Origin of the sequence: Pseudomonas sp. W4I3, assembly GCF_030816195.1 — a bacterium.
In the GTDB taxonomy this organism is placed as follows: domain Bacteria; phylum Pseudomonadota; class Gammaproteobacteria; order Pseudomonadales; family Pseudomonadaceae; genus Aquipseudomonas.
On record NZ_JAUSXS010000001.1, the window covers coordinates 4,787,519 to 4,803,249 of the forward strand.

Sequence of the window (15,731 nt, forward strand, 5' to 3'; positions counted from 1 at the left end):
TCCGGTCACCGTCGAGTCTCACTCGCAAAGGAAGTGATTTCCTACTGTCAGAATTCACAGTTCGGACCCGAAAAATGGCGCTACCGGACCAACGGATAGCGCCTCTTTCTCCCTAAAACCCCTCCAACTGCGCCATCAAATCACTCAACCGATCCACCTTCTCTACGCTGATCTCATTAGCCGCCAACCCCTCGATATACCCGGCCAACTGCGCCACCGTGCTGCACTCGAACATCGCCCGTAGCGGCACGTCCCGTTGCAGGGTTTTCTGCACCCGCGAGGCGATCTGCGTGGCCAGCAGCGAGTGCCCGCCCAGTTCGAAGAAGTTGTCCTGCACCCCTACCCGCTCGACCTTCAGCACCTCGGCCCAAATATCGGCCAGGGTGGCTTCCAGCGCGTTGCGCGGCGCCAGGTAATCCTGGCTGTGCAACTGGCCAATCTCCAGGGCCGGCAGGGCCTTGCGGTCGAGTTTGCCGTTGGCGTTGAGCGGCAGGCGCTCGAGCCATAGCCAGTGCAGCGGCACCATGTATTCCGGCAGCTCGCTGCGCAGGCGTTGTTTGATGCGGTCCAGGCGCTCGCTGGCATTCAACGCCTGGTCCGCGGCGACGAGATAGCCGACCAGGTGCTTGCCATTGATCCCTTCTTGCACGCCGACCGCCGCATCGCGCAGCTCCGGCTGTTCGTGCAGGCGCGCTTCGATTTCACCCAATTCGATGCGGTAGCCACGAATCTTCACTTGATGGTCGATGCGCCCGACGTACTCCAGCACGCCGTCGCAGCGCCGCCGTGCCAGATCGCCGGTGCGGTACAGCCGCTCGCCCGGTGCGCCGAACGGGTTGGGCACAAACACCGGCGCGGTGCGCAACGGATCGCTGACGTAGCCGCGCCCGACACCGGTGCCGGCCACGCACAGTTCACCGACAGCGCCTTGCGGCACCAGCTCCAGTGCGCCGTCGAGCAGGTACAGACGGTTGTTGTCGGTCGGTGTGCCAATCGGCAGGTAAGTACCGCGCGTCGAGGCCAGGTCGACCCGGTAGAACGCCACATCGTCCGAGCACTCCGCCGGCCCGTAGGCGTTCACCAAGCCAATCTGCGGGTAGCGCAACAGCCATTGGTGCGCCAACTCCGGCGGCATCGCCTCGCCGGTCGGCAGCATCCAGCGCAAGCCATCGAGGCTGATACGGTCCTGGGCGAGCATGCCCTGAATCAATGACGGCACGCTTTCCAGCACCGTAATGCCTTGTGCCTGGACGTGTGCCAACAAGCCCTGGGGATCATGGGCAATGGTATTGGGCACGATGTCCACACGCGCGCCGAACAGCGGCGCCGCGAGGAACTGCCACACGGAAATATCGAAGCTTTGCGAAGCGGTCTGCGCGATCACGTCCGCCTCGCTCAGGTGCAGGTACGGCACCTTGCTCAACTGGTTGTTGAGCATGCCGCGCTGTTCGACCATCACGCCTTTGGGCAGGCCGGTGGAACCCGAGGTGTAGATCACATAAGCGAGGTTGTCCGGGGCACTGTAGACGCCTGGGTTCTCGCCACGGGCGGGGACTTCTTCCCACACCAGCAACTGGCAGTCGACACCGTCGAGCAGTTCGATCGCCTGCTCGCGACAGGCTTCGGTGCACACCAGCAACGGCGTACGGCTCAGTTCGATGATGCGGCTCAGGCGCGGGCCCGGCAGGCCCGGGTCCAGCGGCAAGTAACCGGCACCGGCCTTGAAGCTGCCGATGATCATGCCGAGCAGTTCCAGGTTACGCTCGGCCAGCAACGCCACCGGTTGGTCCGGGCCGACACCGGCCGCGATCAGCGCATGCCCCAGGCCGTTACTGCGCCGGTTCAACTCCTCATAGCTCCATTGCCGGTCGAGGCAGCTCGCGGCGATACGTTGCGGCTGCTGCGCCACCTGCTCCTCGAACAGCTCGACATAGCTGCGCTGCAGCGGGTAGTCATGGTCGCTCTGGTTGCAACCGTCCACCAGGAATTCACGTTCCTGCGCGCCAATCAGCGGCAAGTCGGCCATGTCGCCATGGAAGCCCTGCACCAGGGCCAATAACAGGCGCTTGAACTCGCCGAGCATGCCTTGAACGGTGGTTTCATCGAAATAGCGCTGGTCGTAGGACAGGTGCAAACCCAGGTCATCGCCCGGATAGCACACGGCGGTCAGCGGGAAGTTGGTGTGGGTACGGCCGGAATCCGAGGTGGCATTCAGGCTTTGCGCATGGCTCAGCACCGAGGTTTCCACCGGGGCGTTCTCGAACACGAACAGGCTGTCGAACAGCGGCTGGCCCTTGGGCAGTTCGCTGTGCTCCTGAATGGTCACCAAGGGCAGGTATTCGTACTCGCGCAGTTGCATGTTGCTGTCGAGCAGGCCGCTCAGCCAGTCGCGCACGCTGCAAGGCTGGTGGTCTTCGGGCAGTTTTACCCGCAGGGCGATGCTGTTGATGAACAGGCCCACGGTGCGTTGCATCTGCGGCATGTCGACCGGGCGGCCGGCCACGGTGACGCCGAACAGCACGTCGCGATCACCGCTCAAGCGCCGCAGCACCAGCGCCCATGCCGCCTGGGCAAAGGTGTTGACCGTCAATTGGTGGGCCTGGGCCAGCTCGCGCAATTGCGCGCCATCGCGGGCATCCAGGCGGGTGTAGCAGTCGCCCACCAGCATGCCGCCGCTGTGGCCGGCGTGTTCGCGCAGAAACGGCCGGTCGCTGGGGATCGGTGTGGTGCGTTCAAAACCTTGCAGGTTGCGCTGCCACCACTGGCGCGCTTCGTTCAGGTCTTGGCGTTGCAGCCAGGCGATGTAGTCGCGGTAACGCGGTGGCGTGGCCAGTTGCGCCTCGCGCCCTTCGCCCAGGGCCAGGTAGATTTCGAAGAAGTCATTCATCAACAGCGAACGGCACCAGGCATCGATGAGGATGTGGTGGTTGCTCATCATGAACCAGTAACGCGCCTCGCCCACGCGGATCAGGCGCAGGTGGAACGGCGCCTGGTTGAGCAGATCGAAACCGGCCTCACGTTCGCGCTTGAGCAAGGCTTGCAGACGCGGTTCCTGCTCGCTCTCGGGGTCGGCGCTCCAGTCCAGGTACTCGATCGGCGTGCTGCCCGGCGTGTGGATCACTTGCAGCATGTCTTCGCCGACGTTCCAGCAGAACGAGGCGCGCAAGGCTTCGTGGCGGGCAATCACCGCCTGCCAGGCCTGGGCGAAACGCTGCGGGTCCAGGGCGCTGTTGATGCGGTAGCGGTCCTGCATGTAATACAGGCCGGTGCCCGGTTCCAGCAGGGTGTGCAGCAACAGGCCCTCTTGCATCGGCGTCAGCGGGTAGACGTCTTCGATGACGCTGGCCGGTACCGGCAGGCTGTCCAGTTGCGCCTGGCTCAACTGCGCCAGCGGGAAGTCGGACGGCGTGAGGCCGCCGGCATCGTCCTTGAGGCAATGGGCGATCAGGCTGTGCAACTCAGCCAGGTACGCCTCGGCCAGATCGCGAATGGTCTGCTGGTCGTGGCGCTCGCGGCTGAAGGTCCAGCGCAGCACCAGTTCGCCGCCGTATACCTGGCTGTCGACACTCAATTCGTTGGGCAGCGGTGCGTCGGGGTCGTGGGCGAGACCGGCGGATTCATCCAGTGGATGGAACAGCGCATCGGCGCCGAAACTCTGGTCGAACTGACCGAGGTAGTTGAAGGTGATATCGGCGCTGGGCAGCGCCGCCAGGGTGCGTTGACACAGGTCGTCCGCCAGGTAGCGCAGCACGCCATAGCCCAAGCCTTTGTGCGGTACGCCGCGCAGTTGCTCCTTGATGGCCTTGATCGAATCGCCCTGCTCTGCCTGCGGGGTCAGGCGCAACGGATAAGCGCTGGTGAACCAGCCGACGCTGCGGGTCAGGTCGATGTCATCGAACAGGTTTTCACGGCCGTGGCCTTCCAGTTGGATCAACGCCGCGTCGTGGCCGCTCCAGCGGCACAGCACGCGGGCCAGAGCGGTCAGCAGCAGGTCGTTGACCTGGGTGCGGTAGGCGCTCGGCGCCTGTTGCAGCAACTGCCGAGTGCGCTCGGCATCCAGGCGCACGCTGACTGTCTCGGCGTCCCGATTGCGCCCTGCACCGTGCACACGATCTACCGGCAATGCCAGCGCCGGCCCCGCCAGTTGCGCTTGCCACAGGCTCAGTTCTTCGCGCAGCGATTCGCTGTGCGCATAGGCCTGCAAACGCGCCGCCCAGTCGCGCAACGCGCTGGTCTTGGCCGGCAAGCTGACGGCCTGGCCTTCGCTGAGTTGGCGATACACATTCTGCAAATCTTCCAGCACCACCCGCCACGACACGCCGTCCACCACCAAGTGATGGATGGCGATCAGCAGGCGCTGCTGGCCTTGGGGGCCGTCCACCAGCAACGCGCGCAGCAGCGGGCCGTGTTGCAGGTCGAGGCTGCGCTGGGTGTCGGTGAACAGCGCGGTGCAGTCGGCCATGTCGCGCACTTGCGCCTGCATCAACACGCCACCTTCGGGCACCGCCAGGTGTTCGGCATGCCACTGTGCATCGCGCTGGGTAAAGCTCAGGCGCAGCGCGTCATGATGCTCCAGCACCGCCAACAGGGCCTGCTCCAGGCGATGCGGGTCCAGCAGTTGCAGCGGTTTGAGCAGCAGCGCCTGGTTCCAGTGCTGGCGCGCCGGAATGTCGCTGTCGAAGAACCAATGCTGGATCGGCGTAAGGCCCGAAGCGCCAGTCAGTAAACCCTGCTCGGCGCTGACCTGCTCGGCGCGCGTGGCGACGGCGGCCAGGCTCTGCACGGTCTGATGCTGGAACAGGTCACGCGGGCTGAAGTGAATGCCCGCCTGGCGCGCACGGCTGACCACCTGGATCGACAGGATCGAGTCGCCGCCCAGCTCGAAGAAGTTATCGTCCAGGCCGACTTGCTGCACGTTCAGCACCGCGCACCAGATCGCTGCCAGGCTTTGCTCCAGCGCGTTGCGCGGCGCCACGTACTCTTGGCGATTGGCCTCGGGGTCCGGCTCGGGCAAGGCGCGGCGGTCGAGCTTGCCGTTGGCGGTCAGCGGCATGCTGTCGAGCACGACGATCTGGGCCGGCACCATGTAGTCCGGCAAGTGCGCTTTGAGGTAAGCCTTCAGCGCGTCACGCAAGGCGCCGTGCTCAGCGTCGCTGACCAGGTACGCCACCAGCTGTTTGCCGCTCGGCGACTCCAGCGCCAGCACCACCGCTTCACGCACGGCTGGATGCTCCAGCAGGCGGGTTTCGATTTCGCCCAACTCGATGCGGAAACCACGAATCTTCACTTGATGGTCGATACGCCCCAGGTACTCCACCTGCCCATCGGCGCGTTGGCGCACCAGGTCGCCGGTGCGGTACAGGCGACCGCCATTCGCTGCAAAGGGGTCGGCGACAAACCGCTCCGCGGTCATCCCCGGACGCTGGTGATAACCCTGGGCCAGGCCCGCACCGCCCACGTACAACTCGCCGGTCGCGCCTTGCGGCACCAGCGCCAGGTCGGCGTCGAGAATATACGCCACGCGCGCGCCGATGATGCTGCCGATCGGTACGCTGGCGGCGCCCTCCTCCAGTTGGTCGGGCGCCAGGCTGGCCAGCGGCATGACCACGGTTTCGGTCGGGCCATAGGCATTGAAAAACACCTGGGGCTGAAACGCGGCGCGGATGCGTTGCAGGTGCTCGCCGGTCAAGGCTTCGCCGCCGGTGATGCACATGCGCACCGCCAAGGTCCGGTGTTGCGTGGCCAGCCACTGCGCCAATTGGCTGCCGTAGCTGGGGGTGAACCCGAGGATGGTGATGCGATGGGTGCGGATCAGCGCGCAGATTTCCTGCGCGTCCCACTGGCCCTGGGCGCGCAATACGACGTGGGCGCCGCTGAGCAACGGCACCAGCAAGCGCTCGGTGGCGGCGTCAAAATTGATCGAATAGAAATGCAGTTCGCAGTCGTCCGGGCGCATGCCGAAACGCTCGATCACCGCCTGGCAGTGCATGGCGATTTCGCCATGGGACACCACCACGCCTTTAGGCTTGCCGGTGGAACCGGAGGTGTAGATCAGGTACGCCTGGTGTTGCGCCAGGCTGATCAACGGCAGCGCGCTGGCCGGATAAGTGTCCAGCAGCGGCAGGTCGTGTTCCAGGCACCAGGTCGCGACGGTTGCCGGCAGCGGGCCGAGGGCTTCGAACATCGCGGCATCGCTGAGCAGCAGGCCGATGCCGCTGTCTTCGATCATGTAATGCAGGCGGTCCAGCGGGTATTCCGGGTCGAGCGGCACGTAGGCGCCGCCGGCCTTGAGGATCGCCAGCAGGCCGATGACCATTTCCAGCGAACGCGGCAGCGCCAGGCCGACGCGCACCTGCGGGCCCACACCACGCTCGCGCAGCATCCAGGCCAGGCGATTGGCGCGGGCGTCGAGCTCGGCATAGGTGAGCGTGACGCCGGCAAAGGTCAGCGCCGGCGCATCGGCACGCGTGCGCGCCTGCTGGCTGAACAGGGGGTGAATGCACTGGTCGAGCCGATGCTCACCGGCTTCGATACCGAGGCTGTCCTGCACGGCGCGCTGCTCGGCGGCGCTCAGCAACGGCAGCTCGCTGAGGCGTTGCTGCGGATGCTCGATCAACCCTTCGAGCAGGTTGCGCCAATGCGCGGCCATGCGGGCAATGCGCGGCTCGTCGAACAAGTCGGTGCTGTAGGTCAGGCAGCAGCCCAGGCGATGGTCGAGGTCGGTGACTTCCAGGTTGAGGTCGAACTTGGTGGCACGGGCGTCGTTGGCCAGGTACTCGACCGTCATGCCAGCCAGTTGGCGGCGCTGCTGGAACTCCCAGCGCTGCACGTTGCACATCACCTGGAACAGCGGGTTATACGCCGCACTGCGCGGCGGCTGCAGCGCCTCCACCAGATGGTCGAACGGCAGGTCCTGATGGGACTGACCTTCGATCACGGTGTGACGCACCTGCTCGAACAGCTGCGCGACCGTCATCTGCCCATCGAGCTGGCAACGCAGCACCTGGGTATTGAGGAACGCCCCGATCAGCCCTTCGCTTTCCGGACGAATGCGATTGGCCACCGGTGCGCCGATGCGCAGGTCGGTCTGGCCGCTGTAGCGGTAGAGCAACACGGCCAGGGTGGCGGTCATGGTCATGAACAGGGTCAGGCCATGCTCGGCGTTGAACGCGCGTACGCGGGCGGCCAATGCGTCGCTCAGGTCGAAACGGTACAGCTCGCCCCGGTGGCTTTGCACTGCTGGGCGCGGACGGTCGGCAGGCAGTTCCAGCAGCGGATGTTCATTGCCCAGCTGCGCGGTCCAGTAATCCAGCTGGCGTTGACGTTCGCCGGATTCGAGCCACTGGCGCTGCCACACGCTGTAGTCCAGGTATTGCACCGGCAGCGGCGCCAGCGGTGAGTCGCGCTCGTCGATGAACGCTTCGTACAGCGCGCTGAGTTCACGGGCAAAGATGTCCATGGCCCAGCCTTCGGTGACGATATGGTGCAGGGTCAGCACCAGATAATGGTCCTGCTCGCCAGCCTTGACCAGGCAGGCGCGCAACAGCGGCCCGGTCTCCAGATTGAACGGCGTATGCGCGTGCTGATCGGCCAGTTGCTGCACGCGCTGCTGGCGCTCGGTTTCATGCAGTGCCGAAAAGTCCTGCCAGTCCATGCGCAGGCCGGTCTGTGGCGAGACGTGCTGGCAGGCCACGCCATCGACGCTCGGGAAGGTGGTGCGCAGGGTTTCGTGACGCATGATCAAGGCTTGCAACGCCGCCTCGAAACGCCCCACGTCCAGCACCCCGCGCAAGCGCGCCATGCCACCGACGTTGTAGGCCGGGCTGTCCGGTTCCAGCTGCCAGAGGAACCACATGCGCTGCTGGGAATAGGACAGCGGCACCTTTTGGCTGCGGTCGACCTTGGCGATGGCCGTCTGTTGATTGCGTTGGCCCGACGCCTGGATCAACCCGACCTGCTCGGCAAACGCACCCAGCTCACTGGCGTCGAACAAGGTGCGCAGTGGCAGTTCGACGTCGCAGGCCTGGCGGGTGCGGGAGATGATTTGCGTGGCCAGCAATGAATGGCCACCGAGGGCGAAAAAGTCATCGCGCAGGCCGATACGTGGCAGGCCGAGCACTTCGCGCCAGATCGCCGCAATCTGCTGCTGCAACGGCGTCTGCGGTTCGACGTGTTCGCGGGTTTGCCACACAGGTTCGGGCAGCGCACGGCGGTCGACCTTGCCGCTTGGGCTCAAGGGCATGGCGTCCAGGCGCATCAGGTAGGCGGGCACCATGTACTCGGGTAATACCAGGGTCAGCGCGGCTTTCACCGCCTGTGTGTCGAGTTGGGCAGTGGCGGTGTAGTAACCGATCAACTGGTGGTCACGCACCAGCACCACGGCGTGGGCGACGCCTTGCAGGGCCAGCATGCGCGCTTCGATTTCCTCGGGTTCCACCCGGAAGCCGCGCAGCTTGACCTGCTGATCGAGACGACCCAGGTATTCCAGAACCCCCTCGGCGCTCCAGCGCGCACGGTCACCGGTGCGATACAGACGCGCCCCGGCACTGCCCAGCGGGTCGGCGACAAAGTGCTCAGCGGTGAGCCCCGCCCGCCCAAGATAACCGCGCGCCAGGCCGATGCCGCCGATGCACAATTCACCCGGCACACCGGCCGGCAGCGGATTGAGGTGTTCGTCCAGCACCCGACAGATCACGTTACCCAAGGGCCGGCCAATCGGCGAGCGTTCACCATCCTCCACGGCGCAGTGCCAGTGGGTGACGTTGATCGCGGTTTCAGTCGGGCCATAACGGTTGTGCAGTTGCACCGCCGGCAGCCGCGCCAATACGCGGTTGCGCAGTTCGGCGGGCAAGGCTTCGCCGCCGGAGAACAGACGCCGCAGGCTGGTGCATTCGGCGACCAGAGGTTCGTCAATAAACAACTGCAACAGCGGCGGCACGAAGTGCAACGTGGTCACGCCATGGGCCTGCACCAACTGGGCGATGCGATGAGGATCACGGTGCTCACCCGGCCCCGCCAGCACCAGCCGGCAACCGCTGATCAGCGGCCAGAAGCACTCCCACACCGACACATCGAAACTGATCGGCGCCTTTTGCATCAGCACATCGGTGGCGTCAAGACGGTAGGTGGCTTGCATCCACTGCAAGCGCTCGGCCAGCGCCGCATGGGTAATGCCGACGCCCTTGGGCTGGCCGGTGGAACCGGAGGTGTAGATCACGTAGGCGAGGTGGTCACCGTGCAGGTGCAGGCCCGGTGGCTGGGTCGGCCAACTCTCAAGGTGCAGGCTGTCCATGGCGATCACGCACACGCCCGCGCTCGTCGGCAACCGATCCAGCAGCGAGGTCTGGGTCAGCAGCAGGTGCACGCCGCTGTCTTCCAGCATGTAGGCCAGGCGTTCGCTGGGGTAGTCCGGGTCCAGCGGCACATAGGCGCCGCCGGCCTTGATGATCGCCAGCAGGCCGATCAGCAACTGTGGCGAACGCTCGGCGGCGATGCCCACGCACACGTCCGGGCCGACGCCCTTGTCGCGCAGGTAATGCGCCAGGCGGTTGGCCTGGGTGTGCAACTGGGCGAAGCTCAGGCTGGCGTCGGCCCAGACCAGCGCGGTGGCGTCCGACGTCTGCTGCTGGTTGAGCAACTCGGGCAACCACTGCCGGGCCGGCGTGCACGGCGCCTGGCTCCACGCCTGCTGCTCGTCCACTGCGGTTAATTCCAGCTCGGCCAAGGCTTGCTGCGGTCGCGCGCAGACCGCGTGCAGCAGGTTGACGTAATGCTCGGCCAGGCGCTGCAGGGTTGCCGTGTCGAACAGCTCATCGGCGTAGTCGAAGGCCAGGCTCAAGCGCCCGTTGCGATCCTCTTCGCTGTGCAACTGCAGGTCGAACTTGGCTTCACGGCTGTGCCACGGCAGTTCATCGGCGAGCATGCCCGGCAGGCGGCGCAAGGCGCTGAGGTCACGTTGCTGATGGTTGAACATGACCTGGAACAGGCCCTGCTCACGCGCCTCGGGGAAAGCCTCCAGCAGTTGTTCGAACGGCAGGTCCTGATGCGCCTGGGCGTCCATCGAAGCCTGGCGTGTGGCGGCCAGCAGTTGGTTGAAAGGCTGGCGGCCGTCGAGCTCGGCACGCAGCACCAGGGTGTTGATAAAGAACCCGACCAGCCCTTGGGTTTCCTGGCGCGGACGGTTGGCATTGGGCACGCCGATGCGGATATCGCGCTGGCCGCTGTAGCGATACAACAGCGTCTGGAACGCGGCCAGCAGCAGCATGAACGGGGTGGATTCATGGGCCTGTGCGGTCTGGCGAATCGCCTCGCTGAGCTTGGCGCTCAGGCGTACGGTGTGCCGCGAGGCGCTGTTGAGCAGCTGCGCCGAACGCGGGTGGTCGGTGGCCAGGTCGAGGGTCGGGTGGTCGCCGCCCAGCGTTGCTTTCCAGTAGGCCAACTGGCGCTGGCCTTCACCGGCGGCCAGCCATTGGCGCTGCCAGCTGGCGTAGTCGGCGTAGTGCAGGTGCAGGGGCGGCAACTCCAGGGCCTGGCCCTGGGAGGCTGCGGCGTAGAGACGCGAGAACTCGTCGATCAGAATGTTCAGCGACCAGCCATCGGCGATGATGTGGTGCAGGGGCACCAGCAACTGGTGGTCTTCGTCATCGAGGCGCACCAGGGTCACCCGCAGCAGCGGGCCTTTTTCCAGGTCGAAGCCGGTGCGTGCCTGGTCTTCGCGGATCTGCTGTGCACGGGCTTCGCGCTCGGCGCCGGGTAAGTCACTGAGGTCGATGACCTGCAGGTCGAACGCCACATGGGGCTCGATGCGCTGGAACCCCTGGCCGTCACGTTCATAGAAGCGCGTGCGCAGGGCTTCGTGGCGCTGGATCAGGTGCTGGAAGCTTGCGCGCACCGCGTCTTCGTCCAGCTCGCCACGCAGGCGCAGGCCACCGGGGATGGTGTAGGCGCTGCTGTGGGGGTCTAACTGCCAAGTGATCCACAAGCGGTTCTGGGCCAGGGATTGCGGCAGCTCGTCCTGGCGCGACAGCGCGGGAATCGTGCCTTGCGCAACGCCACCGTCCTGCTGCAACTGCGCGACGCTGGCGGCGAAGCCTTGCAGCGTCGGCGCCTCGAACAACAGCCGCAGGTTCAGCTCCAGGCCCAGGGTTTCGCGCAGGCGCGCGACCACTTGAGTGGCGCTGATGGAGTTACCGCCCAGCAGGAAAAAGTGATCGTCGGCGGCAACCGCTGCCACTTGCAGCTGCTCACACCAGATCGCGGCGATCTGGTTGTGCAGGGCCGACGCCAGCACTGCCCCGCTCGGCTGCGTGTGCAGGTCGGGGAACTGCGCGTAGTGGTCGAGGCTGCCATCGGCATGGCGCAGCGCACACGCCGCGCGTTGCAGCTTGCCGCTGGAGGTTTTCGGCAGCGCGCCCGGATTGAGCAGCAGCACCACGCACGGCGCCTCCTGGTAAGCCTCGGCCACCGCTTGGCGAATCGCCTTGATCAGCGCTTCGGGCGGCAGGATTTTCTGCACGCTGCGGCTGATTTCCGCGGCAATGCCGATGCCCTCCAGGCCCTGATCATTCACCGCAAAAGCCGCCACCCGGCCCTTGCGCACCACTTCGACTTCGCGCTCGATGGTGTGCTCGATGTCTTGCGGGTACAGGTTGTGCCCGCGGACGATCAGCAGGTCCTTCAGGCGCCCGGTGATGTACACCTCGCCGTCACGGACGAACCCCAGGTCGCCCGTGCGCAGCCAAGTGCGGCCGGCATGCTGAACGAAGGTCTTGGCGCTGGCTTCGGGGTTGCGCCAGTAACCGTGGGCGATGCTCGGGCCGCTCGCCCAGAGCTCGCCTACGCAGTTGTCGGCCAACTCGCTCAGCGTGTGCGGGTCGGCGATCAGCACGGCGTGGTCCGGCTGGGCGGTGCCGCAGCTCATGATCGCACTGCCCTGCCCCGGCTCGGCGCGGTTGGCGGCCAGCGCCTGCTCATCCACGCGCAGCGCCGGGATGCCCTGACCACGGCTGCCACCCGCGACGAACAGTGTGGCTTCGGCCAGCCCGTAGGAAGCGAAGAAGTTGTTCGAGGTGAAACCGCAGGCGGCGAATTTGTCGGCGAAGCGTTCCAGGGTGTCCAGGCGGATCGGTTCGGAACCGGAATAGGCCACGCGCCATTGGCTCAGGTCCAGGCGGTTCAGGGCCGACTCGCTGATCCGTTCGCTGCACAGGCGATAGGCGAAATCCGGGCCACCGCTGATGGTGCCGCCGTATTCGCTGATCGCTTCCAGCCAGCGCAACGGGCGCGCCAGAAAGTAGGCCGGTGACATCAATACGCACGGCACGCCGCTGAAGATGGGTTGCAGCAGGCCGCCGATCAGGCCCATGTCGTGATACAGCGGCAGCCAGCTGACGATTACATCGTCCGGGTTGAGGTCGATGCCAAAGCCGCGACGAATCAACACTTCGTTGGCTACCAAATTGCCATGGCTGACTTGCACGCCCTTGGGCAGCGCGGTGGAGCCGGAGGTGTATTGCAGGAAGGCGATGTCGTCGGGTTGCAGCTCGGGCGCGACCCAGTGGTCGGCCAACTGTGCGTCGAGGGTATCCACGCTCAACACCGGTGGTGCGTTTTCAATCTGCGCCAGGCCATCGGCAAGGCTAGCGATGGTCAGCAACCGGCGCGGCTCGGCGTCGCTGATGATCGACAGCAAGCGCTCCTGGTGATGACGCTTGGTGGATTCCGGCGGGTAGGCCGGCACCGCGATCACCCCGGCGTACAGGCAACCAAAGAACGCCGCGACATAGTCCGGGCCGCTGGGGAACAACAGCACCGCGCGCTCGCCCAACGCGACATCGGCTTGCAAGGCGGCGGCGATGGTGCGGGCGCGCAGGTCCAGGTCTCGGTAGCTGAGCACCACGCTGTGCTCGGCGGACTCGGCCAGAAAGCGCAGGGCTACCTGGTCCGGCGTTTGCGCGGCACGCTGTTGAAGGGACTGGACCAGAGTGCGGGGAAGTTCGAAGGCGTCCATGATGGGTTCCTGCCTGAAATCGGCTTACGGGAAATACGGAAAGTCGGTGAGGGTCAGCCGGCGACGCGTTGCCGCGCCGCGCCACTGCGCCAGCGCGTCAGGTGCTCGTCGGCATAGCGGCGCAGGCAGCGCAGCACGGTGCTTTCGTGCTGCACGAGGAAGAAGTGGTGACCGTCGAACATGTCGAGGGAAAAACCGCTGGCGGCATCGAGCTGCCAGTCAAGCAATTGGTCGGCACGCACGCTGTCCTGCTTGCCGCCGAACACATGGATGGGTAGGCCCAGCGGCTCGCGCTCGCCATAGGTGAAACTGCCGCACAGCAGGAAATCGGCGCGCAGGATCGGCAGCATCAACTGCATCAATTCAGCATTGGCCAATGCGGCGTCGCAGGTGCCCTTAAGTTCGCGCAGGCGGGCGATCAGTTGTGCGTCGGTCTTTTCGATCGCGTATTCGCTGACATCGCGCCGCGCCGGACCGGCGGTACCGGAGGCAAACAAGGCCAGCGGGGCCGGCGCGTTGCGCGCTTTCAACGCGTGCGCCAGTTCGAACGCCAGCAGGCCGCCGAGGCTGTGGCCGAACAACGCATAAGGGCCATCGAGGTCGCGGCTGATTTCAGCGGCGAGTTGGGCCGCCAAGGCCTTGATATCGCGCTGCAGCGGCTCGCCCATGCGCATGCCGCGCCCCGGCAGTTCCAGCGGGCAGACCTGCAACCAATCCGGCAGCACTCGGCGCCAGCGTGCATAGACCGAGGCGCTGGCGCCTGAATGGGGCAGGCAGAACAGGCGCAGCGGCGCAGGCGGACTCATTGAGCGAGGCCCCCAAGCTGAAACACGCTGCGTGCACGATAAAAACCCATTTCGCCCTCCTGCGGGTGCTGATCCTTGGCCGCTTGCTAACGGACCTGTCACCCAAAAGAACGGACGGCTGCGGTAAATAATTAGTCGCCGGGGTGGAGCGCGACGTGCTTCACACCTTCCTGAAAGGCATAAGATTAGTTCGCCTTCTCATTTGACAATCATTATCATTAAGCATAATTTGTTGCCCGATGTGTAGGAGGCCTCAGCAAGGACGCCCTCCCCTAACCTCTTTTGCAACAAGGTGATTTCCATGACGGAACAAGTATCCACAGGCAGGTGCGACTCACCACTTCTCCAGGCGTTCGTCGACAATCGACTGATTCTGGTGAAGATCGCGGCACGTATTACCGGCTGTCGTTCCCGTGCCGAGGATGTGGTGCAGGACGCCTACTTCCGGCTGCAGTCGGCACCGACCATCACCTCCTCGTTCAAGGCCCAGCTGAGTTATCTGTTCCAGATCGTGCGCAACCTGGCGATCGATCACTACCGCAAGCAGGCTCTGGAGCTCAAGTATTCCGGGACCGAAGAGGAAGGCTTGAATGTGGTGATCCACGGCGCTTCACCGGAAACGTCCCACATCAATTTCAACACCCTGGAAAACATCGCCGACGCCCTGACGGAGCTGCCGCAGCGCACCCGCTACGCGTTCGAGATGTATCGCCTGCACGGCGTACCGCAGAAGGATATCGCCAAGGAACTGGGGGTTTCACCGACGCTGGTGAACTTCATGATTCGCGACGCGCTGGTGCACTGCCGCAAGGTGTCGGGCAACCATAGCGACACCTTTGCACGCAGGGTCTGAAAACAGCAGAAATAGATGTGGGGGGAGCAAGCTCTAATGCCAGTCAGTTAACTGTAGGAGCGAGCTTGCTCGCGAAAAACGTCCAGGCAACGCGTTCATTCTGGATAAACGCGGGGGCCCTGAGTTCTTCGCGAGCAAGCTCGCTCCTACAAAATGGCATTAGGGCAAGCCCCCTCCCACATTTGACCTTCTGCAACCTCAGGGGACAGGTGTTACATCAATTCGATACGGCTCGAAAATCTTCAGCATCTGGCCATTGTCCCGCAGTTGCTTGAGCATCCCCGCGAACACCGGCCCGCTGATCGGGGCCTTGGGCCGTAGCAACGCGTAATGGTGATAGACCTGGTCGGTGCGCTCCGACACCAGGAATTTATCCGCCATGTCGGCGTTGCGCACCATGAAATCACTCAGGTACGAACGCGTCACCAAGGCGATGTCGGCACGCCCGCGCGCCACCATCAGCAAGTTGCTGTCGTGGGAATAGGTCAAGGTGGCGTGGAAGTGCTCGGCCAGGTACTTGGGGTCGGGGTTGAAGTTGGCGAAGGCGTAGTGATAACCGCTGAACACCGCCAGGCGTTTGCCGGCCAGGTCGTTGAAAAAGCTCTGGTCGCGACCGGGCTCACGCTCGGCGACGAAGATTTCAGCGTCTTCCAGGCCCATGTCGACGCTGGTGTGGGCAACCTCTTTCCAACCCCAGGACGGGTTTTCGAAGATCGCCATGTCGACGCGGCCTTGCTCGAAATCGCGGAACCGCCGGGGGATCGAGGTAGGCACCAGCACAAACTGATAGTCGCTTTGCACGGCGTTCAGCGCTTCAACCAATTGCGGCAGTAAACCGGTATCGGCGCCTTGTTCAGGGCGTACGGTATACGGCGGAAAATGCGCGGCGCCGACCCTCACCAACTGCGCGGCGCCGGCCTGGGTCCAGACTGCGGTACCCAGTGCCAAACATGTAAGTCCTGCAGCCAGCCGCCATGGCGAAAACATCTAGGCACACACCGTCGAATTCTATGATGGCGATAAGCTAGGCGTTTTTCCCGGCAGAGACAACTTTCGCCAGCAA

The 15,731-nt window shown here is 64.7% G+C and carries 4 protein-coding genes; 1 reads left to right on the forward strand and 3 read right to left on the reverse strand.

Annotated elements, in window-relative coordinates:
• Positions 1–112 precede the first annotated feature (112 nt).
• Together QF045_RS21690 and QF045_RS21695 are read right to left on the reverse strand one after the other, a co-directional pair.
• Positions 113–13,012, reverse strand: a complete 12,900-nt coding sequence (locus tag QF045_RS21690; protein ID WP_306494936.1) for a non-ribosomal peptide synthetase — start codon at positions 13,010–13,012, stop codon at positions 113–115.
• Between the two features lie 50 nt (positions 13,013–13,062).
• Positions 13,063–13,815 carry a thioesterase II family protein gene (locus QF045_RS21695; protein WP_306493963.1) on the reverse strand — a complete coding sequence of 251 codons (753 nt, stop codon included), beginning with the start codon at positions 13,813–13,815 and terminating at the stop codon, positions 13,063–13,065.
• Positions 13,816–14,116: 301 nt separating this feature from the next.
• Between QF045_RS21695 and QF045_RS21700 the strand changes: the two genes are divergently transcribed.
• Positions 14,117–14,668, forward strand: coding sequence for an RNA polymerase factor sigma-70 (locus QF045_RS21700; RefSeq protein ID WP_027603895.1), 552 nt, complete (start codon positions 14,117–14,119; stop codon positions 14,666–14,668).
• A 198-nt stretch (positions 14,669–14,866) separates the two neighbouring features.
• On the opposite strand, the gene QF045_RS21705 is transcribed toward QF045_RS21700, so the two are convergent.
• A complete protein-coding gene (locus QF045_RS21705; protein WP_306493964.1) occupies positions 14,867–15,655 on the reverse strand; it encodes an ABC transporter substrate-binding protein in 789 nt (262 codons plus the stop codon).
• Between the last annotated feature and the right edge of the window lie 76 nt (positions 15,656–15,731).

What these genes read in the sequence shown, in the direction of transcription:
- QF045_RS21695 (WP_306493963.1), bottom strand. Translation starts at nt 13,815, where the DNA reads ATGAGTCCGCCTGCGCCGCTGCGCCTGTTCTGCCTGCCCCATTCAGGC.
- QF045_RS21700 (WP_027603895.1), top strand. Translation starts at nt 14,117, where the DNA reads ATGACGGAACAAGTATCCACAGGCAGGTGCGACTCACCACTTCTCCAG.
- QF045_RS21705 (WP_306493964.1), bottom strand. Translation starts at nt 15,655, where the DNA reads ATGTTTTCGCCATGGCGGCTGGCTGCAGGACTTACATGTTTGGCACTG.